This window comes from Aeromonas sp. 30P (genome assembly GCF_051919805.1).
GTDB classification, from domain to species: domain Bacteria; phylum Pseudomonadota; class Gammaproteobacteria; order Enterobacterales; family Aeromonadaceae; genus Aeromonas; species Aeromonas veronii.
This window is the reverse complement of the sequence record NZ_JBQBEA010000001.1, coordinates 4,250,772-4,271,382: the sequence shown is the minus strand read 5'-3', so window position 1 is coordinate 4,271,382 and position 20,611 is coordinate 4,250,772. Positions and strand designations below refer to the sequence as shown.

Sequence of the window (20,611 nt, the reverse complement as noted above, 5' to 3'; positions counted from 1 at the left end):
AATATGAACAGCAAGACCAACAAGCAAGCCGCCAGCCAGCAGACCAATATCCAGCCCGAGAACAAGGCCAGCGATAAACCCGCGCTGCCTGCCAAGGTTATCTTGACCAGTGGTGTCGCTACCTTGCTCTCGCCAGGCTCAACTACCACAGTGGGTTATGAGATTGGCCATGAGCCCGAGCAGGCTGAGCTGCTGATCCGTCTGACCGGCAGCAGCGGCGGGGGCCTGTGTTCCAAAGAGTGGTTCGGCTTGGCGCAAGTCATCGACCTACTTAGCGAGCAACAGCCGGACAAGGCATTTACTTCCGGCCTGTTCAAGGTGATCTGGCACTTCAAAGGCAGTAGCAATAACGCGGGGTTCCTGGCTGCCGTGCTGCGCCATCTGGAATTGACCAAGGCAGCACCGGAAGTACGGTTCGGCCATCTGATCACGGGCAAACATACCGAGTGGTTTGACAGCCTCAAGGCCAAGCTGCCAGAGGTCAGCACCACCAACTAACCCACATCGTCAGCCCGATCTATTCCATCACTCGAATCCCCACCTTTCAGTTAAAGAGAATCCAATATGAAACCGACCCTCGTTATCACGGGCTTGCCTGTGAGGATAAGTCACGACCTGAAAACGCTACTGGAGCAGGCCATCAGCTCAGCGTTCGAGGATTTCCCTGATGAGATCCCGGATGGCACAACACCAGCAGCACTGACCCTCAACTATCGAGATCCTGACTACAGCGCAACAACCGGAGGCTATCACCCTGTCGAGATCCGTCTTGAACGCTGGGATGACGGCTGGCATCTGCGCTACGTCACTGACTTTGCCTATGTGGGCCAAGGCTGGTGCACTGAGTTGGCCAAAGAGTTGGATTTTGATTTCAGCATCGAAGAGTACACCCATTCGATGATGGGGAAAATGTCACTGCCAGAGGTGCATGAGTGGTTTGAGCTCTGGCAGCTTAACTTTTGCTGCTACGTGCAGATGGACGTATTCACCCTGACAGTGACGCCAGACTGACGCCCAGACCAGATATCGACCGGAAAGCCGTTGGCCGCGAGTTGGGAAACCATCAGCGGTCAACATCACCACCAACAGATAAATCAGTACAACCAGACCGGCACAGGGATCCGACCTCCCTGTGCTGTTTTTTCTTGGGGCAATGCCTGGCCCCCGTTCACACCAGTTAACAGGAGTTCCACTATGTCAGTTCTCCCATCTCGTTTCCGCTTTACCCAAAAAGCGATTGAAGCGCTGCCACCCAACCCCGCAAATGCAAAATCCACGGAGGCCGAATACAGCGACACCCAGATCTCGGGACTCAAATGCTTGGTGGGAAAAGGGGAGGGCAACAAGAAGTTCCTGATGCGGTATCTGTGGCATGGTCGCAAGCGGGCTATTGCCATAGGGCGCTTTCCAGACGTAGACCTGAACACGGCCAGAGAGATTGCCACAGACTATAAACGACTGCTGTCACAAGGCATCGACCCCAAGCAATTGAAGGAGGATAAACGGCAAGAACTCACGTTACATGAGCTGTTCCAACTGCACTACCTGCCTTATGCCAAGCATCATAAGCGTTCTTGGCAGAACGACGAGCAGCGGTTCCGGGATCACCTGCAACCGGCGCTTGGCTCTCGGTTGTTATCGGAAATCAATCTGGAGCAAGGGCAAGCATTGCAAACCAGCCTGATGAGCCAGTGCAAGCCAGCGACCAACAACCGGATCACCACCTTGCTCAAGGCTATCCTGACATGGAGTGTACGGATGGGGTATCTGGATCAACATCCATTGGTCTACCTGAAGACACTCCCCGAGAACAACCAGCGAACCCGATTCCTCGATAAGGCTGAGATCCGGCGTTTGTTCATGGCGGCAGATGCTGACGAGAACCGCTATGCAGGGCAGTACGTCAAACTGCTTTTGCTGACGGGGCTGCGCAAAGATGAGTTGAGGCTCGCCAAGTGGGAACATATCGATAAGGTGCATCAGACGCTGTTTATCCCGCACACCAAGAACGGCAAGAGCCGGATCCTGCATATGAATCATATGGCGATGCAGGTTTTACAGGATACGCCGGTGATAGCGGGAAACCCCTACCTGTTCCCAGGACAGAAGCCGGGGCAGCCGTTGAACAACGTCACCAAGCCATTTAACCGGATGCTGAAACGAGCACAAATCGAAGGGCAAGTATGTATTCATACCTGTCGTCATTCGGTGGCTGCGTTGATCGTGTCCAGCGGTGGCACCTTGTATGACGTACAGGCACAGCTGGGGCATTCAAGCAGCCAATCCAGTCAGCGATATGCCCACCTACACGCCAGCAGATTGCGCCATACCAGCGCACAGGTGGCGAACTGCGTGGAGCAAGCGTTAATCGCTCCCAGCTCAGTCAAAGCGGAGTCGATCGCCTTGCAACGAGCAGGATAAGCAAGTAAATGCAGGGAGTATCCCGAAGGTGTCGTTGCCTAACTCGCCAGCCCTTTACCTCGGGGGCTGGCGAGTTTTTCCGGCGTGATGGATTTGGCTGTCTCTCTTGGGGGGCTGGAGTTTATGCGCGGCTGAGGAGAGTGGTATGCCGTGGTATACGGGCTGTGCCCGTAGGGCATCAACAGATGGTAGATATATATGTCTGAATAGGGAGTGTGGTGTATTAAGCACTCTAGCGAGTTTAATAAGAAAGGGAACAGGTAAATATGACAGATTTATCAATTTTTGAGTGGGTTTGGTGGGTTGCGTAAATATAATAACAGCCAACAGTTCACGTTGGCTGTTATTTTGTGGTTTGTTAAATCAACAATGAGGGTGATAGTGGCTTCCAATTTACTAAGGCCGCAGGCTTGAATGTCACCGTCATAGCTTTCAGCTCGGAGTTATACCGCACGAGCATCATTACAGATTTTGCACCTTTAGATAACTCGTAGTAATCGACACCTCCAAACACCCTATTTATTATTTTGTGCGGAGGATGTGAGTGTAAAGGTTCGCCAAAGCGTTCGCGTACAGACGGTTTAGACATATCAAGCCACAGAGGAGCTGGCATCTCATTTGGAAATGTATATTTATCATTACGTTCATCGATCAATCGCAATGTCATTTCTATTAGCTTTTGATCTGCTTTGTCAAACGTCAGAAGAACTCCTTCCTTCGCCATATCAAGAGTTATGACAGAGCTGCCAGAATCACCCTTTGGCTTTGTTTTGTATGGAATGAAACCACTATCAAATAATTCTTGATATGTTTCCCCAAAGCCATTAATTAAAGTTTTTACATCGACAGTCATTAATACCACCCCTGAGACTTATTTATTTTGTGCATTTTTTCACGAGCCTGCTCAAGCTCACTGTCGCTAAATCCCTCATCACGAAGGTAAGGTTTTATCGCGTCGAAGTTATTATCCACGGCTTTTCGTAAATCACTGGAATCTTTTATGATCTGAGCTCTATCATTGCGAGTGTTTCGTCTGCCATATGTCTCACTATACTTCTGATGAACTGAAGCTGGAATAATAATAGATGCAACGTCCTTTTTGTATGACTTAATTAAGTCTTGGTCCATGTCTGAATCAAGGCTTTTTAAGTACGCCTCTATAGCTGCTTGTGAAGGCATATGGTCAGCATGAGTACCATTTCGGGGTCTCCCCTCAAAATTGCGGAAAAGATCCACTTCCAGCAACTTAACCGGCGGCTTACTAAATACCAAATAAAGTGGAGGAATACCCAAGGACGCAGGGAAGGTAATGATGCAATCTTCAAGGTCATCACCAGTAGCGGGGAACGTCTCAAGTTCCGCATCCGGCGCATCCGGGATGGGGCGTACCAGAATATTCGACACCTCCAGACCATCCCGCTCAGGGTAGTAGCTGCTGGCATCGGGCACTTCACCACTGCTATCAGGGTACCAAGTGAGCGTAGGCCCACCTGGGATCGCCGCGACAATGGCACTGCCCTCTTGCCGGGCCTGCACGATTGGCACTGAATCCATCCCAGATGCGGCGCTAGTGTGGATCCCATAGACCTGCATTCGGCCCTGCTCATCTTCGATAAACCGGAAGCGGACTCGGGTAGCTGCACGGCTCATCGCTTTCAACTGCTCATCGCTGTAGAGGGTGCCATCACCAAGGTCAGATGGCCAAAATGCCATCAGAAATGCTCCTGATGCAGCTCCACTGGTACGCAAGGCCCAGGCACCCAACTCGGTGGGCAAGCTACCAGATATCCTCCCAAGAGCGACTTCACTCGCCGTACTTGTGGCAACAGCACTGGTCATTTAGTGCCTCCTTGTTTGGCATTCGTGGGGATTGGTGCGAGTACTACGGCTTTGCCAAACATGGCTAGCGGTTCGGGTCCAGCAGCGGCCTCAATAGTTGTCAAAGGCACAGAGCTGGACTTGGCGAAAATGAAGGGAGTCGCTTTCTTGATCACTGGAGCAATAACGCTGGACTCAACTTGTTTGAACTCGTCACCGACTATCACAGTGCCCGAACCAATGATCACACCACCACAATCAACAGCGCCGCCAGTAATCGCCAAGGGCTTACCATTAACAAGAACCGTGGAAGAGCCAGCGGCGATTTTACGCGGATGGGGTGGATTGTTTGGCTTATCGTGAGGGGCCAGCGCATCCCCTACCCGTGCGGCTGGAATGCCATCAATAAAGACATCTGGTGAGCCTTCGATAATGGGCGTAGGAGGAAAGCCATCATGGTCAGTGCCAATATCACCAATCTTGGCAGCGTGCTTAGACATATCTGCTCCATTGATTCAAATGAATAGCACTTTATTACAGCTTTGCTCGTTTTTGAAGCAATACAACGGTTGCGCACAGCTCGTTACGCCAAATTGAGACCGACTTGGCATTGTGGTTGAGGTGCCAAAGCATAAGCATTTCCTAACAAAAACCTAACACTGACTGCCCGGAGGGAGACCCACGCTACTAACCAGACAAGGGCCGCTGAACGAGGTCTAGCTAGGCAGGCAAGAGGAGATAGCCAAGCCCGTTTCTGAAGCAAAAGAAGCAGGAGCCACAGCCAGGGGCATCGCCATCGAGCCCAAAACACCATGGACCAGATAAGCAATGGTACAAAGACCATCTCACAGGGGGTAAGAGGGGGGCAATAGTTACTCTTCCCCAATGCGGATAGGACACCATCCCAGCACTTCATGCGGGGCATGGCCTCCGAAAATTGGAGTCTGCGCGAGTGCCCCATTTTTGCGCATTTTGGGGCAGCCTCTGGCCTCGAACGGTGATCTCCCTCGGTTAAGTCTCAGACAGGAAGAGAGGCCGGAGAACCTCCGTTATTAGCAATCGTCACTGAACCTTGCGCACGCAGAGCCGCCCGTTTATCAATCTAAAGCAGGATCCTGCTCGCATTATTGGCGTCGTTGTCCTCATCCAAGCGGGTTGGGCCAAATGCCAAACTCCGGCTACCAATGCCAACTCTGCTTATCCAAATACCACCCTGTCGTGAAAATCCAAGTCGACACGCCCTGTCGGGCAATACAGCGACACTTGGATACCTTTGACTACGATGATCCCTTGGATGGCAGAGCACGACACCCTAGCCCAACGCCTCGGCGTGATCCTGACCAAGCTCAACAACGGGCAGCGGTTGGTGATCTCAGAATTGGCCACTGAGTTCAACGTATCGGCTCGTACTATCCAGCGAGACCTGAATGTCAGACTGGCTTATCTGCCACTGGAGCGTGAGGGACAAACCTATTGGCTCGACCCATCCTATTTCGGCAGAGCATCGACTCCTGCCATCCTTCGTCTGTGCGAGCAAGTTGGGGCCAAAGCACTGTTCCCAGATGATCACGACGCTCTGCTCAAGCAATGGCTCAACCCTAATGCTTCCCCTGTATTCGTCCTTGCAGGCTTTCAACTCGATGAAGACGACAGCCACCACCAATGGCTAAAGCCACTTGCCAAGGCAATCAGCCAACAGCTCAACGTCAGGCTGTCATGGGTAGGTGAGCAAGCAGAGCAGGAGCTTGAGCCATATCGTCTGGTCAATAAGCGGGGGCGCTGGTACTTGGCGGGAGTGATGGCAGATGCGCCATTTATAGAGCCTTTGTCGAGTATTGCCAGCCTCAAGCAGATAGAAACGCCAGCAGCGATCAGCGAGTCACAGCAGCACCTTCTACATCGACTCATCGAGCAAGAGGCTATCCCCACTCACGAGGTAGTGCTCAAGGCAGCTTCGCCTATCGCCCACGAGTTCAAGCTCAGGAACATCCTCCCCGAGCAGACACTGATCCGAGAGCTGGAGGACGGCAGCGTCTTGCTGGCAAGCCGCGTTTTCGATGGTGCACAGCTGCTGCCCGTGATCAAAACGTATCTGCCGCATCTTGAGGTGATCAGCCCTGTGGGGATCCAAGCGTTGGTCAAGCGTGACCTCAAGTCCCTGCTTAGCCGGATGTAAGCCACATTTTCACGCCACTTATTTCAACCCCCGACACCACCTGTCGGGGCCAATCACCACTATCTGTAATTCAACCAACAAGGAGCAAAACCATGGGATCTCCCACGATTACCAAGCTATCTGATTCGTTCTAAGCAGTCATGCCGACTATGAGGTTGTCTTCGAGCACGTAGCCGCTCACCTGCAAGCAGAGGGGGGCACTATCAAGGTTGCTGACCGAGCCAAGGGTGCGCTGGAAGCGTCCTGGAAGTACGGTATCAATCCATTCGGGTTGCGCGTGACCGTGCATTTCAGCTCGCCGGAAGAAGGGGTTGTTGAGCTATCGCTGACAGGATCCTTCGTTGATGCGATCGACACATGGGGCACAGCCAAGAAGAAGGCTAAAGCGATTGCAGAAGTAATCCCCACACCTATCGATGTAGCCGCATGGCCTATCAGTGAGCCAGCGTCGGTTCCAGCTCCCGCTCAATCTGCGCCAACGGGAGGCACCGTTCACCATAGGGGCAAGCGGAAGGTCTTGATGGCCATCTTGATGTTCTTTGGTGGCGCAGTTGGTTTGCATAAGTTTTACGCAGGAAACTGGGGCTGGGGCCTGATCTACCTTGCGACATGTATGACGGGAATATCGTCTGTGCTGGCTCTGATCGAATTCATCCGTGTGCTCTGTCTGACCCAAGAAGAGTTCGATAAGCGCTACAACTACCAAACCGTGGGGGCCTTTCAATGGGTATGGTAATGATGAAGAGGCTCGTTCTGGCGGCCAGTGTTTCACCGCTGATGGCACCAGCGGCTCAAGCCGGATTGCTCAGTAAATGGGACGAACTGACCGTGAAAGGGGGAGAACTGGAAAGCTGTCCAGGCGTGACCTTGGAGCAGCAGGCCGATAGCTTCTTTAAGGATCCCGAGTGGTCGGCAGGCAAAGCTGCTGATGGCCGCAAGCTGGTCAACGTGAGTGGCACATTCACATATGGAGATAGGCCTGTCCGTGGCCTGCTCCAGATGTGGGTTCAAGGTGAGGAGTTCAGCGTTGAAGCGCTGGAGATAAACGGCCAGCCACAACCGGATGTCATGATAGATGCCCTGTTGAGCAAGATGTGTGAGGCAGCACGGAGCCAGCACACCAAAGAGGTGAAGGGGAAAAACCAAACCCGCACTGATCTACCATTTGTGGGCAAGCGGCGTTTCAACTTTTCGGGCGGTAGCGGTACAGCTGAGTTCATCACGATCCAGAGCAACGGGCATACCGTTGTGGAGAGTTGCGGCTCGGAATGCAGCATTGATTTTGAGGGGCCATTCACTAACCCGCTCAAGACGCAGTACGGGGTCTATCGAGTCGAGGCCAAGCGGATTTTCGAGCTCGATGATAAGGGCAGGGGCAAGACCTGCCAGAAGGAGCTGGGAGAGCCAAGAGATACAAGGTGCAGCGTCGAGCTGTATGTCGCTCAGTAAGAAGATCAGGCGGGAGCAATCCCGCCTTACTTTTTTCCGGCGTCAGGGCAGCAGTGAGGGGGAATAAACAGGGGCATGTGCGCGGGATGACAGCAGGAGTAAGAGGCCAGAGCAGATTGTCACAGCTCAGATGCCCAAATAGAGAAGAAGGATTGGACCGCGAGTAAAGCCAAAAAAAGATAAACATATTAGTAACATTGGTGCCCGGAGGGTACGGGTCTCAGCTAGGCAGGAAGGCAAGGCCAGACAGAGCCAAGTCAGGCTGTAAGATAGGAAACCAAGTGAGTTTTTGGCAATTGTGGGAACCAGCAGGCAACGCTGATAGAGAAGGCTGGAAGAGGGAATATTGCGATAGCCCAGTTGCAATAGGTACTCAGAGTTAGCATCAGGTGGGCCAAGGCCCTGGTGTGAGAGGGTGGGGCTCTCTCACACCCCCCACGGTCATATAACACCATCCAGTCAACCCATGACCCGCATGAACTCCCGAAATGCGCACCTGCGCGTTGCACCATTTTCGCGCCATTTCAGAGCAATTTATGGCTCCGATCGGAGCAAATTGGGCCGTTTTGCCCTCTCTACGAGGGGAGCGGCAGAGCTATGAACATTTGGTGTCATTACTCAATTTTTTTCAGCGAGGGGGAGCGACCTTGTTATCACCATCATGCGAGTCGTTGCCGTTATTGAGGTGGTGAGACCGGGGTACCACTCAAGGCCAAACTAATGGAGCAGATTCAGGGATGTGCGCAAGAGACGGTGAGAAAATTCAAATTCAATCAATAGATTATAAAGGGGGTAGGAGTTCAGTGGGGGTGGGTGAGCGGATCACACGCTACATCGACGCGATCACCCACCCCTTCCATGAGGCAGTTGACCCTATCTGGCTTATTGGTATCAGTCGTGAGCAGTCATGGCGGTAACACTGATACCAATGCTGTTATCTGGATAATTGCATTCAGGATTGACGGGTATATGAGCATCCTTGGGTGCCGCTGTCTGCATCCGGCGTTTGCTATCAGGGTGTACTGGTTGAACATGCTCCTCGCGAATGAAGAGATACTCATCAGTTGCTCATGGTGGGGATGGGGCGGTGGATCTGCCCCATCCCATATTCAGTTGCTACCCCTTGGCTGCCCGCGCGGGGTTCAGCCCCTATGAAACTGCTCAGAACATGTTTTTTGCGCATGGCTAGCTCATAAATTTTTTGATGTGTGGCTTGACGACCCAGCCGTCATCACTTACCTTGAGCCCCGTAACCGCGTAGAGGCGCTACAACACAGCAGTAATCCTCTTTTCTTGCGTACTCTTCGCAATCAGGGTTCTCCGTGTCACAGCTTACATCGAACACCAAGTTTTTTTGGTAACACTGCGCTCAGTCGTGGTGTTGTATGTAAATTGTGCACACACAGGAGGGCCTCAAATGTCCCCAAGCACAAAAAACTCCAGCCGTCTTAAATCGGCTAAAATAACATCCCAAAGTTCAGATACTCGCCACATGGCGATGATCGGCGAGAAGATAATCGACCTCTGCCTCATCGCATATGTGCGTAGGTTCAGGCCTTTGAGTTTTGACAGTCAATCTCCGTATAGCGTCGGGCTCTATAGTATTGACCATCGAAGGCTCAGTTACTTGGAGTTTCCAGATGAAGAACAGCAGCAACTGTTTCTTGATAACTTCCGGTCTGACCTCCATGAACGTGGTTTGCTGGAACGGTTCGTCGATTTGACGGAGGGAACCTTGATGCTACCCAGCCTGATCGAGTGGGCGGATCATGGGCCTGTTGACTTAGGCCATGTTGTGCGACTTCACGTCGCTGATCCAAATACGCCCCCAGTGACTGGCCTATTTGCCTCCAAGGAGGCAAGTATGGAAATGCTCAAAACTTTGGCTCGTTTGCTGAGTCCCGCAGCTAAGTAACTCTCTCTCCTCTTTCCCCCCTCTGATGATTATCACGCGTGTCGTGAGGGGGGACTTCGTCTTGCAAATAGGGGTAAACCATGTTTGAAATCAAAGAGATTGAGGGGACTGTGTTCGACGAGCCAATGCCTACGAACCCTCAATTTAATGTTATAGATCGCGATTCATTACCCAAACGAAGTAAGGTCTCAATAGCCGTCGCCGGTGGAGATGACTTGTGGATTGGCTTGGATTCGGAATGGGTGCGCCAAGGCGACTGTAACACCGTCCTGAGTTATCAGGTCCATTGCATCAACTCGTCTGGGCAAGAGCTGAGCCTGATCTATTACCCTGCACCCGGTAAACGTGACAGCTTCGAGGGCCTGATCTCTCGTGCTGTTCAAGATTGTCGCGCAAAAAAACTGCTCAAGGAATGGCCCGGGCGGATCATCATTTGTGCCCATTTCCTGCGTGCCGACTTGAGTACGTTCAAAGACTTTTGGGCCATGAAGGGTCGGCTGGAAGGCCAAGGTGGGAGCGTGGTCGGTCGAATTATCTCAGATAGCGGCTATGGCGTTGATGAAACCGCTGAACGTAAGCGCCGTGCACCGCTAAAGCCTGTCATTCTGCGTGATCGTAATCGTAAGCCCCAGAAATCGATTATCCAATTTGTCGACACGCTCTTCTTATCACCAGACAAATCGCCGTTGTCTGCGCTGGGCGTAATGCTCGGTTTGTCTAAAGTGGGAATCCCTGATGGCTACAGTATCGAGCGCATGGATGAGCTGTTGGCAGGTAACAGAGAGGCGTTTGAACAGTATGCTCTGCGGGATGCTGAGATTGCTGTGCGCTATGCCTTGAAGGTACGCGATTTTCTCGGCGGACAGTTTGGCTTGCAGAAGCTTCCCAGGTCATTGGGGGCTGTCGGTGTTTCTGTATTTCGGCGATTACTCAAAGACGCAGACATCGACTACATGACGGCCTTCGGGCTTGAGAACGCCAAGTTGGAGCGGTGGAATGCGGGTACAGGGAAGGTCACGACGACGGCGGTGAAACGCCCTTCTCCTGATCGTTGGCTGTATGAGGCTCTCGCCATCTGCTGTTACCTCGGGGGCTGCAATGTGTCATTCATGATCGGACCTACCCCGATAGGGGATTGGTATGACTGGGACTTGAAAGGTGCTTACACCACGGGGCTTTGTGATCTGTTGGAGCCAGACTACGCCAACATGTATACGAGCACTGACCCTCAAGATTTTATCGGTCATGTCATGGGCTTTGCCTATGTCGAGTTCGTTTTCCCAAAGGGTACACGCTTTCCTTGTTTGCCTGTCCGCTCTGAACAATATGGGCTGCGCTTTCCTTTATCAGGGTTGGCGTATGTCACCGCGCCTGAGATCGAGTTGGCGTTATCCATGGGGGCTACCATCGGGATCAAGCACGGTGTCATTGTGCCGTGGGTCGCAGGTAGTCGGCCCTTGTTTGAGGACTTCACCCGGATGATCCAGCGGTTACGTCGAGAGTATCCCAAAAAGAGCCTTGAAGAGGTGATGGTTAAGGAGGTGGGGAACTCGCTTTATGGGAAGCTGGCCCAAGGGCTGAGGGATAAACGTGTATTTGATACCGGCTCCGGCTTGAGCACGAAGATTGGGCCCTCGGCTGTGACCAATCCATACATGGCGGCTCATACAACGGGCCTGATCCGGGCTGTGTGTGGCGAGCTGCTTCACCGGATCCCCTCACATCGCACGGTGGTATCGGTCACTACCGATGGTTTCCTCACTGATGCCTCGTTGGAGGAGCTCGACCAGACGGGCCCCCTGTGTCGTCGTTATCAGGCGCTGTGTCAGCAGTTGCATGGTGATGAGAGTGGTGAACCTGTGCCGATGCTGGAATTGAAGCACCATGCTCGCCAGATTGTGTCTATCAAAACGCGGGGGCAATGCACCGCTATCCAAGGTGATACGCCCCCTGTGCTGGCTAAAGCTGGCGTTAAGTGTGCGGGAACGACAGAGGAGCAGAACGCATGGATCATGCGGCTCTACCTTGATCGTGAGCCGGGCCAGAAGATCGATGCTAGTCACCTGATCTCGCTTCGGGAGCAGTGGCTGACGGAAAGCGACCTGATCGAAATCAAGAAGCAGATCAGGCTGAGTTATGAGTTCGACCAGAAGCGGCAGCTGGTGAACCCACGGATGGTTGAGGTTGCCGGTGAAACGCATATTGCTTGCGATACGGTGCCTTGGGACGATGCTGGCATGGCGGATCATTGCCGTGCCCGTTTCGATGGATGGCGAGAGGACAACTGCCTCAAGACCATGGAGGACTGGGCCAGTTGGGAGGACTACTACGAATCTGCGCTGGCCCTGCAAGGTTCCACGATGCGGATCCGGGAGGATGGCTCGCTGGGTATCTTGGCCCGGATCCTGACCCGCTCACTGGCGCAGAAAGCGTGGTTCGACCACACGATGACTTACGGCGAGATTTCGGCGTTGCTGACCTCGGTGGGCTTGCCTGTCACAGTCGATACCTGCAAGAACAGCAAGCGGGCCGCGCTGCCGGAGAATGTCGTGCCTGTTACTGGCGAGGTGCTGCGGGTGCTGGCTCTGCTGCTGCGTCAGCTCCCAGGCTACCCTCTTGAGCCTCTGTTTAAGCCCGAGCGGCTGGCAGAGGTTAAACGTCGTTTGGCTGAAGTGGAGATTACCCATGACTGATTTTCTTGAACTTGATGATTGCGACTTTCACATGGAGCCCAGTGGTGAACAGTTCTTGTTGGAAGCTGGCCGGTTGTGGGACGAGTTGAAGCGAGAGAAACCTAAATATGGTGCTGATCCCCTCCGCGAGAAGGTTGAGCGGCACTTGGAGACGCTGCCTTACGATCCCATCCTCAAGGCACAGGTTGATGCCTTGCTCGCTACAAAGCGCGGCTGGGGGCGCAATGAGTTCATCAACGGGTTGTACCGGCTGATTGGTGAGCGGTATGAGATTGACGTGCCGTACATAGAGGCCAAAACCCGGCGAGCGTGATCCGTTACTTGCCTACGTGGCGGTGATTCCTCATTAGCTGGGTCACCTTGACCCTCTGATAAACGCCGTAGCCAAGTGCTACGGCGTTCTTTTTACGAGGTATTCGCTGCCTTTGGCTTTCCTGCTCTCTCTTGCGATCCTTCTGGCATCTGCGCCACTCCACTATCTAGAATGGTTATCAGGATCAATGCGTTATGGGTAGGGGTGATAGCTCCGATGGGGAAGGAATGCGAGACTCCCATCACCCGAGAGCGCATTCCTTCCCTAACATGATATTCGTTGATTGCTCAGTGCTTTCCTCTTACCCTTTCGGTTTCTGCCTGTAATAGCTGTGTTTACTGGTTAAGATTACACAACGTCTGAATAAGTTTGATGATTCATCGCACTTGTTTTACTGGTCTAAATAGTGACTATCTTTCGGGATTTTTGTTACGATTGTCGTCTCTGCTATTTTTATACTTACAAGCGTATCTTTGTGAACGCCATCAAATACAGCATATCCTCTATCTCCTAGTCGAAGAATTAATTTTCCGTTACGAGATGTACAATAGTCTTTTGTTTTTTTATCTATTATTGAATCGGGCCAATTGATGCACCTACTTATGGGGTCTTTCATTGCAAAATCAATTCCTCCTCCGATGTTCAAAAATTTTAGTGGAATTTCTCCTACATAATAAGGAACTCCCGGGATAAACGAACAAAATATCAACGCTATAATAATCATATACGTGGGTTTGGTATGCGTTTGCATGACAATCCGCTCTGCTGTTATATTTTTATTGGATGTGTTTATTTCTGCGAATTTGGCTTTTGAAAAGCTGGGGAGAGTGCATGCTGAGTTTACTATTACATAACCTAAAGTTATGAGGATTAGGTCAATTGTTTCAATGTTTTTTGCTCTTGGCAGGACAATGCTCAAGAATACTACAAATGATATGATAGATAAAAGCTGCATTAAGGATACATAGGTAGTTATTTTTAATTGCAGTTTAAATTTCTCGATCCCTTTAGATACTTCTTTTCTAGTTATTACTATTGAATAAATAAAAGCCCAAGCTATGTATCCCATTATAATCAATAGGGTTTTTATAGGGGTGCTGGACATGTCATACTCAGTAAATAGTACAAGTGACAGGGTGAACGGTAATATGTAGCTAACCAGTGTGTGCTTTATATAGTTAACATTTTTTGGTGCGTATATTCCGGTATCACACGTACTAATTATACGCTGTAAACCTATGCCAAATGGGTCTTCGTTCATTATTCCAATTAACAGTGTGTAAACTGTTGCTAGTGCCAGGAAAAATGCTGATAAGATGCCAACAACCAAAAGAGTTGTGGGGAGTAGATTTATGTCTAGCGGGAAAGGGATGCCAAATCCACTTAAATATGAGTTTAAATAAATTGCACCAACAACCATGCTAGCATAAAAAAGACCTTTATTAAAACACTGATATTTATTTAGTATCTCATTTAGTTTGTCTACAAATGCTAACATTAATATTACCTATAAGTGAAAGTGGTGCTTAGTGTTAATTGGTATCTAATGGTAGGGCGACAACCTATCGTCCTACCACTAATAAAAACTTTTATAATTATGGTTGTTTATGACTAGCGATGATTAGGTAATTCTAAGCCATCACCCCATTGAATTATCTCATTGGTCCAAGCTATAACAAGACACAGACCTAGTCTTTCCACCCCCCACTTACGTCGTTCACTTCCAGCATAACCGCCATAAATTTGATATATTTTCTCTTCATAGTAATTTTCAAAGTCACCATAGGCTGTGCTTTCAAGATGAATGCTCAAATCTATATCAGGGCCACATCTTTCTTTTATGAATCGTAGAAGCCTTTTTGATTCAATTGCTTGATGTACATCATAGATTGTGATGTCGTTATATTTCCCTGAGTCGACTAAGCTGTTTATTTGTAGGATAAGTGATGTCAATGCTGTGACCTTCATATTTTCTCCTTCGGTTGCGTCATTGTTTTCAGAATATATATAACAGTATGTTATTACCTTCTTGATTAGATGTATTTTGAGTCCGCTGGATGGCTTGTTATATGTTTTCGATGTGTTTGCGCACAGTCGCTTGGGGTAAAAATGGGATGGTCATCACATAAATTAAATTGAATGATATAGGTGAGTTAATTAATATGCAGATATGCTGGAGAGAATTGGTTGTGGTGCGGCTACGCCTTGTCAGTGTATCATCGATACAGGCGATCATTTTCCTGTACAATACAAGCGATCATCAAGCTGTGATGTCTGACGGTTTCGATGGGCTAGCGGTGAATAACATACAGTCGTTGGGGGCCTCACAACGTGACGACCGAATACGACCTGTATGTAAATCCTCTCATTATCTATGGCAGCTTATAGTGAACTTCTAGGTTGAATTTTTATGGGCGTATCAGGGGAAAGATTAAGTGATAGGACCTATGGCTCCTAAAACGGTGTCTGGAATGGCTAGTCCCTAACCCTTTCCTTTCTTGCAGAAATAGATTAGTGGTATGATATTCATCATTGCAGTTAAATGGCTTAAATATTGGAGGTAGGATTATAGATAAATTACGATTAAGTGAGCTTCTTTTGAGCCTTTCTGCTAGGCGGCCTGATGATTTTGTTGGCTTAGGGCTTATTGTTTATAGCGCTATCGAAAATTTGCCTGTAGTACCTTTAGGAGCTCGCTTGGATGCAGGTCGAGATTTACCGATTACTGGTGCTAATAATGTAATAAGCACGCTTGCCTTATTGGCTACTCGAGGAAGCAGTATGCATGATGGATTTCACCTCATAGACGCAAAAAGTGGAAATCTTACTCATATTGCGCAATTCGTCTCTCCTCCTTTAGATGCTGCTCTTGCTAACCCACTTGCTATTTGGCCTCAAGGTGCTCGTCAGATGACAGCCTTATTAATCTCCATCTTACCGCAAGTGGAAGTCGCTGCAGTGATATCTGCAGCTGGAGATATACATATTTATAAAAACGGTGTGGAAGGAAAAGTTGGTGTGTGCCAATGAATAATCTTAGCCTGACAACAGCAGAGTTTGAACGCCTACTCAAGGTGTTTGGTTGGTTATTAGGGGGGGTATGCTTAATCGTGTTTCTGATTCAGTGGCGCTTCTTACATATATCGATATCTTCTGCTCTTTGGAAAGCGTTTAGCATATCACTGGGGCTGTGCATCTGTTTGTTTGGAGTATTCACAAGGCTAGCTTGGCGGTGGAGGCGACTTGCTAAATGGATGAATAGACCACTTGTTCACGGTACTTGGCAGGGGGAATTAAAATCTGATTTTGGTGCCGTTGATGGTGAACGATTGGTTGTACCTATCTTCTTTGTAATAAAGCAGACATACCTAACTCTATCTATTCAATCCTTTACTGAGCGACAGGAGGGGGAATCACGACTGGAAGCTCTTTTGAGAAGTTCGAAGACAGACGTAACGCGGCTGTGTTATGTGTTTGAACTGCGGAAAATTTTTTCAGGAGCTCATTCTATAACCAGTGGAGCTGGTGAGTTAAAACTTGCTGGTGACCAATTATCTTTGACTGGGACATATTGGACAAATACACCTACACATGGAGATATAGCCTTGACGCTGGTTAGTCGCGACTGCGAAGGGATATCATCTTACCAAGAGGCGAAAAAACAACTAGATAAAAAATCATCACATGAGGCTTGTTGAAAAAAACGGCCAATGCATCAATAAGTGAAAGGAGGTAAACTACCTCCTTCTCAATGGTGATTAAAGTACCTGAGTCGATTTCAATAATGCACTTTTATCAATTGTGTCTTGTTGGTCAAAATCACCAAAAACTTCACGTATAACATCATTAACAATGCCATTAACTATGTGGGTCAGTTTGGCTAATTCATCTAATGAAGAATCATTTTCTAAGATTCTTCTAGTGCCGTTAGGCACATCCAATTTTTTAGCCTCATCCGGATGTGTGCAAAGGTAATTTAGCCATCTATGAGTTTCTGTCAATACTGCCAACTCATAATATGTGTTATGGCGAAGGTTGTTTTCATCGGCGTGATACATGAGTGATGCTATATCATAACTGCTAAGATTTATTTCGATACCTTCATCCTGATTATCTGCTTTTATAGTTTTAAGCAATCGAATACTTTTACGTAACCCCCCATTAGTGCGGTTACATTTATCTTCAATTCTTTTTATATGTACAAATGGTGCGTTGTAAATATATTCACGAGTGTCTCTGTGGAGAATCATTACTCCGCGTTCATTTTCTATTTGGCTCAACTGATAGTCACAATTATCCCACCAGATTGCCGGTACTACATCTACTTCCCGTTGTAACGAACCGCCTGTGACTCTGAGGGATTTATTATTTTCATCATCTACGTTCGCTTCTGGAAATGCTTTTTTGAGCTCGTCACGCGCGGTATTACGCAATGTGAGTATTACATCATCTGCTTTCTTTGATGTAGGAGTATAGAAGTTCTTTCTAACCCCGTCTCGGTCATACATTAGCATCTGCTTATCAATAATTAGTAAGTCAACATCGCTGAAGCCTTTAATGTGAATATCTAAAGCAACAGAGCCTTGCAAACGAAAGTCAAGCTGATGTTTGATTAGTCTTTTTTCAAGTTGATTTTCGATACGTTCTGCTGTTTGGAGTGAGACCTTAGTATACTGGGATTCAACTGGTTGCATGGCGCCGATGACGTAACGAGTTGCATTATCCTCTTTACCACGGAGTTCCCATTCCTCCTTAGAGGAAATTACGTTTTCTAAGAGCCCATAATTCTCGAGGCCGTCCATCGCAATGCCACTGTAAGACTCTTGGGCAACACCTATCTGTTCTGTGGAACCTTTACGGCGTTTTTTCATCCGCTCTATGCGATCACTAAAAGTTGATTTATACATTATCAATTCTCTCCATAGTCATTGTTCCATAGGTTGCTCGGCCTTGAGCGTTAAAGTAATGGCCATCAGCTTTGAGTAGATCCTCAGCAAACCAGAATTCAGCGAATCCTATATGTGCATGGAGATGCTCTTCACCCATCTTGGGTTGGTTTTTGTAATGATATAGAAGTTGGTAGCCTATGCATTCATCGTAAATAATCGATGCTGTAACACTGTCTGACTGCGATTGAGTAGTTTTTAGTACAATTCTAACCTTATCCCAAGATTGCACAATCGTCAGTATACCCTCCCATTGTCCTCCTCCTTCTGATTTTGTGAGTCCTTTAACCCGCCATTTTCCTGAGAGATTCGGAACGCGGAGAGCTTTTCCAATTAATGAATTTCGCCAGAGATATTTGTCCAGTAATGTATATAGAGCCCAGTATATTGTTCCGGCTCCACCAAGTGACAAAAGAGAGGGGGGAATATGACTGTCGAAGTTGAAATATTTCAGTACTTCGGCCAATTTTAGTATCGAAAAAATGATAAAAGCAGATAGGATAGAGGCGGCGATAGCCAGTAATCTACCGACCTGACTGCGGTTTAATCCGCATATTACTATATATTCATGACTTTTCATTCTGCTCCATTCCTATCGGATACAGTTTATTAATCGAGAGCCCCAAAAGACTACATCTGATTTAAAATACATACTAAGTGATTAACCGCCGTAGTTAAATTAGTAAAAAAGTCAAGAGCGTTAGCATTTCATTATTAACGATATGATAAATAAAAAGTAGTTCATGTACAATGGGTTAAAGAGTTCCGTCTGAGGTTAGTCGGTAGAACGGCATTCTGTGAATCCCCATTTCTTGATGCTTATGATGGGGTTTTGTGGCTAGGAAGTGAGCGATTCGCTCTCGGTTTTGCCCCGGATTGGGCTCATGAGTTTGTTGAAGGCCGCATCGCTTGAAGTGAGCCCTCAGATTGGGTGCCTTTGGCTGATTTGAAGCGGTACATGGACTGTTAATCCTCATTTCTTGATGCTTATGATGGGGTTTCGTGGCTAGTAAGTGAGCGATTTTCTCTTGGTTTTGCCCCGGATTGGGCTCATGAGGTTGCTGAACTCAGCATCGCTTGAAGTGAGCAACCAGATTGGATGCTTTTGGCTGATTTGAAGCGGTACATGGACTGTTAATCCGTATGTCACTGGTTCAAGTCCAGTAGGAGGAGCCAATTCAAAAAGCCCTTGTCGCAAGACAAGGGCTTTTTTCTATTTGGCGCAGCCATTTTTTAACCATAAAAACAACCACACACGCACAGATGAACCGCAGGATAGATATGGAAAATCATGTAGTTATAGAGTCAAAGGGGCGACTTGCCGCCATTCGGAACTGGATGGAACCCGTGCTGGTACTGCTTATTCTTGGCAGCCTGTTCGGTTACCTCGGCAGCCAGATGGGCCTCTCTGCCATGGTCAACACCCTGTTCAATACCGCCCACCAGCTGCTGCTCAATACCGTGCTCTTTATCATGGGGATCACGGTGCTCTCCGGTGCCCTGAGCCAGCTCTTGAGCGAGTTCGGGGTGATCCGCCTGCTGGAGGTGCTGCTGGCCCCCCTGATGAAGCCGGTGTTTCGTCTGCCTGGCCGCACCGCGCTGGCGGCCCTGATGACTTTCTTCTCCGACAACCCGGCGGTGATCAGCCTCGCCAAGGACAGCCGCTTTCGCAAAGGCTTCACCCCCTGGCAGCTGGTGTCGCTCACCAACTTCGGCACCGCCTTCGGCATGGGGCTGATCGTGGTCACCTTTATGGCCACCCTGCAACTGCCGAGCGGTGAATCCACCGCCAGCGCGGCGCTGATTGGGTTGCTGGGTGCTCTGGTGGGCTCGGTGGTCTCTACCCGATTGATGCAGCGGATGATCCGCCCCTTGGTGGGGGAAGTGCTGAACGATGACGCTATATCGTCCGACGGCCGCAAGGTAGGGGTGACCAAAGAGGCGGCTCCCGGCTGGCTGCGGATCCTCAACTCTCTGCTCGATGGCGGCAAATCTGGCGTGGAGCTGGGGATGGCGGTGATCCCCGGGGTGCTGATCATCAGTACCTTCGTGATGCTGCTCACCTTCGGCCCCGGCGACAAGGGCTATACCGGCGAAGCGTTTCAAGGGGTTGCCCTGCTGCCGGTGCTGGCCGCCAAGGTGAGCTGGCTGTTTGACCTGCTGTTTGGCTTCCAGCAGCCGGAGCTGGTTGCCTTCCCGGCTACCTCCCTCGGTGCGGTTGGTGCCGCCATGTCGCTGGTGCCGCCCTTTATTGCCAAGGGGTGGATCACCGGTAACGAGGTCGCGGTGTTTACCGCCATGGGGATGTGCTGGAGCGGCTTCCTGAGCACCCACACCGCCATGCTCGATGCCCTCGGCTATCGCCACCTCACCTCCCGCGCCATCGTCGCCCACACCATCGGCGGCCTGTGCGCCGGTGTGGCGGCGCATCAGCTCTATCTACTGCTGGGCTGAGTCGGGTTCAGACACGGAAACAAAAAGAGGCTCTTTGGAGCCTCTTTTCATTTCTATTGGTCACGCCTTGTGGGCGGATCACCGCTCGATTAGTAAGCCCGCAGGTCGTTATTCGGTGCCTGATCGCTGCGGTGCTTTTGTCAGGTTTTACTCTGTTGGTGCCATCAGCAGCGCAAGTGGCTCAAAGAGTTGGCGAGCAGGGTGTGAAAGGAAGGGATCGCGGCTCGGGTGGGCGGCAAAACGCTTTGCCACCATATTGCCACTACCGCCCGCGGCGGCAGCTACTGGCCGCCTGACTCCCCTTTGCGCTCGGCCATCTCCTGCGTGCTGGTTGAATAAATAGATCAGCCATTCAAGGGATTAGCCGGTGCAGTGCGTTTTATCGCCGTGCTGGCCCCGCTTATGCACATCTCTTGGCAACACCAT

Annotated in this window: 19 protein-coding genes, 1 tRNA gene and 1 pseudogene; 13 read left to right on the top strand and 8 right to left on the bottom strand. The window is 49.7% G+C overall.

From position 1 onward, the window contains the following. Positions 1-3 precede the first annotated feature (3 nt). The 3 genes from ACTG2B_RS20160 (at position 4) to ACTG2B_RS20150 (ending at position 2,421) form a co-directional block, all read left to right on the top strand. Positions 4-498, top strand: coding sequence for a hypothetical protein (locus ACTG2B_RS20160; RefSeq protein WP_408811761.1), 495 nt, complete (start codon positions 4-6; stop codon positions 496-498). A 66-nt stretch (positions 499-564) separates the two neighbouring features. Next, positions 565-1,011 carry a DUF2787 domain-containing protein gene (locus ACTG2B_RS20155; protein ID WP_408811763.1) on the top strand — a complete coding sequence of 149 codons (447 nt, stop codon included), beginning with the start codon at positions 565-567 and terminating at the stop codon, positions 1,009-1,011. Positions 1,012-1,194: 183 nt separating this feature from the next. Further along, entirely contained in the window at positions 1,195-2,421 is a 1,227-nt protein-coding gene (locus ACTG2B_RS20150) for a tyrosine-type recombinase/integrase (RefSeq protein ID WP_288030458.1), read from the top strand. Positions 2,422-2,779: 358 nt separating this feature from the next. Here the strand turns inward: ACTG2B_RS20150 and ACTG2B_RS20145 are convergent, their stop codons facing one another. From ACTG2B_RS20145 to ACTG2B_RS20135, 3 genes and pseudogenes are all read right to left on the bottom strand, one after another. Further along, on the bottom strand, positions 2,780-3,274 hold the full coding sequence (locus ACTG2B_RS20145) for a DUF6392 family protein (RefSeq protein ID WP_408811765.1): 495 nt from the start codon (positions 3,272-3,274) through the stop codon (positions 2,780-2,782). Further along, on the bottom strand, positions 3,274-4,260 hold the full coding sequence (locus tag ACTG2B_RS20140) for an S-type pyocin domain-containing protein (RefSeq protein ID WP_408811766.1): 987 nt from the start codon (positions 4,258-4,260) through the stop codon (positions 3,274-3,276). Before ACTG2B_RS20140 ends, ACTG2B_RS20145 begins: the two co-directional genes overlap by 1 nt. A 206-nt stretch (positions 4,261-4,466) precedes the next feature. Next, positions 4,467-4,739 (bottom strand): annotated as a pseudogene (locus ACTG2B_RS20135) (type VI secretion system PAAR protein); the annotation flags it as partial. A 794-nt stretch (positions 4,740-5,533) separates the two neighbouring features. Here ACTG2B_RS20135 and ACTG2B_RS20130 point away from each other — a divergent pair. Continuing rightward, positions 5,534-6,415: a helix-turn-helix transcriptional regulator gene (locus tag ACTG2B_RS20130; protein WP_408811767.1), complete on the top strand. Its 882-nt coding sequence runs from the start codon at positions 5,534-5,536 to the stop codon at positions 6,413-6,415. A gap of 130 nt (positions 6,416-6,545) precedes the next feature. Here the strand turns inward: ACTG2B_RS20130 and ACTG2B_RS20125 are convergent, their stop codons facing one another. Next, the gene (locus tag ACTG2B_RS20125) at positions 6,546-6,704 is read right to left on the bottom strand and encodes a hypothetical protein (protein WP_439996733.1); all 159 of its coding nucleotides are present in this window, start codon (positions 6,702-6,704) and stop codon (positions 6,546-6,548) included. Here ACTG2B_RS20125 and ACTG2B_RS20120 point away from each other — a divergent pair. The 5 genes from ACTG2B_RS20120 (at position 6,693) to ACTG2B_RS20100 (ending at position 12,785) form a co-directional block, all read left to right on the top strand. Then, complete coding sequence (locus ACTG2B_RS20120; protein WP_439996732.1) at positions 6,693-7,151, top strand: TM2 domain-containing protein; 459 nt, start codon at positions 6,693-6,695, stop codon at positions 7,149-7,151. The genes ACTG2B_RS20125 and ACTG2B_RS20120 overlap by 12 nt on opposite strands. Then, positions 7,151-7,864: a hypothetical protein gene (locus tag ACTG2B_RS20115; RefSeq protein ID WP_408811769.1), complete on the top strand. Its 714-nt coding sequence runs from the start codon at positions 7,151-7,153 to the stop codon at positions 7,862-7,864. The genes ACTG2B_RS20120 and ACTG2B_RS20115 overlap by 1 nt, the downstream gene beginning before the upstream one ends. A gap of 1,417 nt (positions 7,865-9,281) precedes the next feature. Continuing rightward, a complete protein-coding gene (locus ACTG2B_RS20110; RefSeq protein ID WP_128816776.1) occupies positions 9,282-9,779 on the top strand; it encodes a hypothetical protein in 498 nt (165 codons plus the stop codon). A gap of 80 nt (positions 9,780-9,859) precedes the next feature. Beyond that, positions 9,860-12,472, top strand: a complete 2,613-nt coding sequence (locus tag ACTG2B_RS20105) for a hypothetical protein (RefSeq protein ID WP_408811770.1) — start codon at positions 9,860-9,862, stop codon at positions 12,470-12,472. Further along, positions 12,465-12,785 carry a hypothetical protein gene (locus tag ACTG2B_RS20100; protein ID WP_408811771.1) on the top strand — a complete coding sequence of 107 codons (321 nt, stop codon included), beginning with the start codon at positions 12,465-12,467 and terminating at the stop codon, positions 12,783-12,785. The genes ACTG2B_RS20105 and ACTG2B_RS20100 overlap by 8 nt, the downstream gene beginning before the upstream one ends. A 391-nt stretch (positions 12,786-13,176) precedes the next feature. Here the strand turns inward: ACTG2B_RS20100 and ACTG2B_RS20095 are convergent, their stop codons facing one another. Together ACTG2B_RS20095 and ACTG2B_RS20090 are read right to left on the bottom strand one after the other, a co-directional pair. After that, positions 13,177-14,283, bottom strand: a complete 1,107-nt coding sequence (locus tag ACTG2B_RS20095; RefSeq protein ID WP_408811772.1) for a hypothetical protein — start codon at positions 14,281-14,283, stop codon at positions 13,177-13,179. Between the two features lie 113 nt (positions 14,284-14,396). Then, a complete protein-coding gene (locus ACTG2B_RS20090; protein ID WP_408811774.1) occupies positions 14,397-14,753 on the bottom strand; it encodes a hypothetical protein in 357 nt (118 codons plus the stop codon). Positions 14,754-15,317: 564 nt separating this feature from the next. On the opposite strand from ACTG2B_RS20090, the gene ACTG2B_RS20085 reads away from it, so the two are divergent. Both ACTG2B_RS20085 and ACTG2B_RS20080 read left to right on the top strand, forming a co-directional pair. Next, the gene (locus ACTG2B_RS20085; protein WP_408811775.1) at positions 15,318-15,815 is read left to right on the top strand and encodes a hypothetical protein; all 498 of its coding nucleotides are present in this window, start codon (positions 15,318-15,320) and stop codon (positions 15,813-15,815) included. Beyond that, on the top strand, positions 15,812-16,483 hold the full coding sequence (locus tag ACTG2B_RS20080) for a hypothetical protein (RefSeq protein ID WP_439996731.1): 672 nt from the start codon (positions 15,812-15,814) through the stop codon (positions 16,481-16,483). Before ACTG2B_RS20085 ends, ACTG2B_RS20080 begins: the two co-directional genes overlap by 4 nt. 60 nt (positions 16,484-16,543) lie before the next feature. Here ACTG2B_RS20080 and ACTG2B_RS20075 read toward each other — a convergent pair whose 3' ends face one another. Continuing rightward, positions 16,544-17,692, bottom strand: a complete 1,149-nt coding sequence (locus ACTG2B_RS20075; RefSeq protein WP_408811777.1) for a hypothetical protein — start codon at positions 17,690-17,692, stop codon at positions 16,544-16,546. Further along, on the bottom strand, positions 17,685-18,311 hold the full coding sequence (locus ACTG2B_RS20070) for a hypothetical protein (RefSeq protein ID WP_408811778.1): 627 nt from the start codon (positions 18,309-18,311) through the stop codon (positions 17,685-17,687). Before ACTG2B_RS20070 ends, ACTG2B_RS20075 begins: the two co-directional genes overlap by 8 nt. Before the next feature lie 520 nt (positions 18,312-18,831). Between ACTG2B_RS20070 and ACTG2B_RS20065 the strand changes: the two genes are divergently transcribed. Both ACTG2B_RS20065 and ACTG2B_RS20060 read left to right on the top strand, forming a co-directional pair. Continuing rightward, a tRNA-Leu gene (locus ACTG2B_RS20065) sits at positions 18,832-18,907 on the top strand. A 105-nt stretch (positions 18,908-19,012) separates the two neighbouring features. After that, a complete protein-coding gene (locus ACTG2B_RS20060) occupies positions 19,013-20,185 on the top strand; it encodes a CD0519/CD1768 family membrane protein (protein WP_005336104.1) in 1,173 nt (390 codons plus the stop codon). The last annotated feature ends 426 nt before the right edge of the window (positions 20,186-20,611 follow it).

What these genes read in the sequence shown, in the direction of transcription:
- ACTG2B_RS20125 (WP_439996733.1), bottom strand. Translation starts at nt 6,704, where the DNA reads ATGCACGGTCACGCGCAACCCGAATGGATTGATACCGTACTTCCAGGA.
- ACTG2B_RS20145 (WP_408811765.1), bottom strand. Translation starts at nt 3,274, where the DNA reads ATGACTGTCGATGTAAAAACTTTAATTAATGGCTTTGGGGAAACATAT.
- ACTG2B_RS20105 (WP_408811770.1), top strand. Translation starts at nt 9,860, where the DNA reads ATGTTTGAAATCAAAGAGATTGAGGGGACTGTGTTCGACGAGCCAATG.
- ACTG2B_RS20155 (WP_408811763.1), top strand. Translation starts at nt 565, where the DNA reads ATGAAACCGACCCTCGTTATCACGGGCTTGCCTGTGAGGATAAGTCAC.
- ACTG2B_RS20100 (WP_408811771.1), top strand. Translation starts at nt 12,465, where the DNA reads ATGACTGATTTTCTTGAACTTGATGATTGCGACTTTCACATGGAGCCC.
- ACTG2B_RS20090 (WP_408811774.1), bottom strand. Translation starts at nt 14,753, where the DNA reads ATGAAGGTCACAGCATTGACATCACTTATCCTACAAATAAACAGCTTA.
- ACTG2B_RS20110 (WP_128816776.1), top strand. Translation starts at nt 9,282, where the DNA reads ATGTCCCCAAGCACAAAAAACTCCAGCCGTCTTAAATCGGCTAAAATA.
- ACTG2B_RS20060 (WP_005336104.1), top strand. Translation starts at nt 19,013, where the DNA reads ATGGAAAATCATGTAGTTATAGAGTCAAAGGGGCGACTTGCCGCCATT.
- ACTG2B_RS20075 (WP_408811777.1), bottom strand. Translation starts at nt 17,692, where the DNA reads ATGTATAAATCAACTTTTAGTGATCGCATAGAGCGGATGAAAAAACGC.
- ACTG2B_RS20130 (WP_408811767.1), top strand. Translation starts at nt 5,534, where the DNA reads ATGGCAGAGCACGACACCCTAGCCCAACGCCTCGGCGTGATCCTGACC.
- ACTG2B_RS20160 (WP_408811761.1), top strand. Translation starts at nt 4, where the DNA reads ATGAACAGCAAGACCAACAAGCAAGCCGCCAGCCAGCAGACCAATATC.
- ACTG2B_RS20140 (WP_408811766.1), bottom strand. Translation starts at nt 4,260, where the DNA reads ATGACCAGTGCTGTTGCCACAAGTACGGCGAGTGAAGTCGCTCTTGGG.
- ACTG2B_RS20115 (WP_408811769.1), top strand. Translation starts at nt 7,151, where the DNA reads ATGATGAAGAGGCTCGTTCTGGCGGCCAGTGTTTCACCGCTGATGGCA.
- ACTG2B_RS20080 (WP_439996731.1), top strand. Translation starts at nt 15,812, where the DNA reads ATGAATAATCTTAGCCTGACAACAGCAGAGTTTGAACGCCTACTCAAG.
- ACTG2B_RS20150 (WP_288030458.1), top strand. Translation starts at nt 1,195, where the DNA reads ATGTCAGTTCTCCCATCTCGTTTCCGCTTTACCCAAAAAGCGATTGAA.
- ACTG2B_RS20070 (WP_408811778.1), bottom strand. Translation starts at nt 18,311, where the DNA reads ATGAAAAGTCATGAATATATAGTAATATGCGGATTAAACCGCAGTCAG.
- ACTG2B_RS20095 (WP_408811772.1), bottom strand. Translation starts at nt 14,283, where the DNA reads ATGTTAGCATTTGTAGACAAACTAAATGAGATACTAAATAAATATCAG.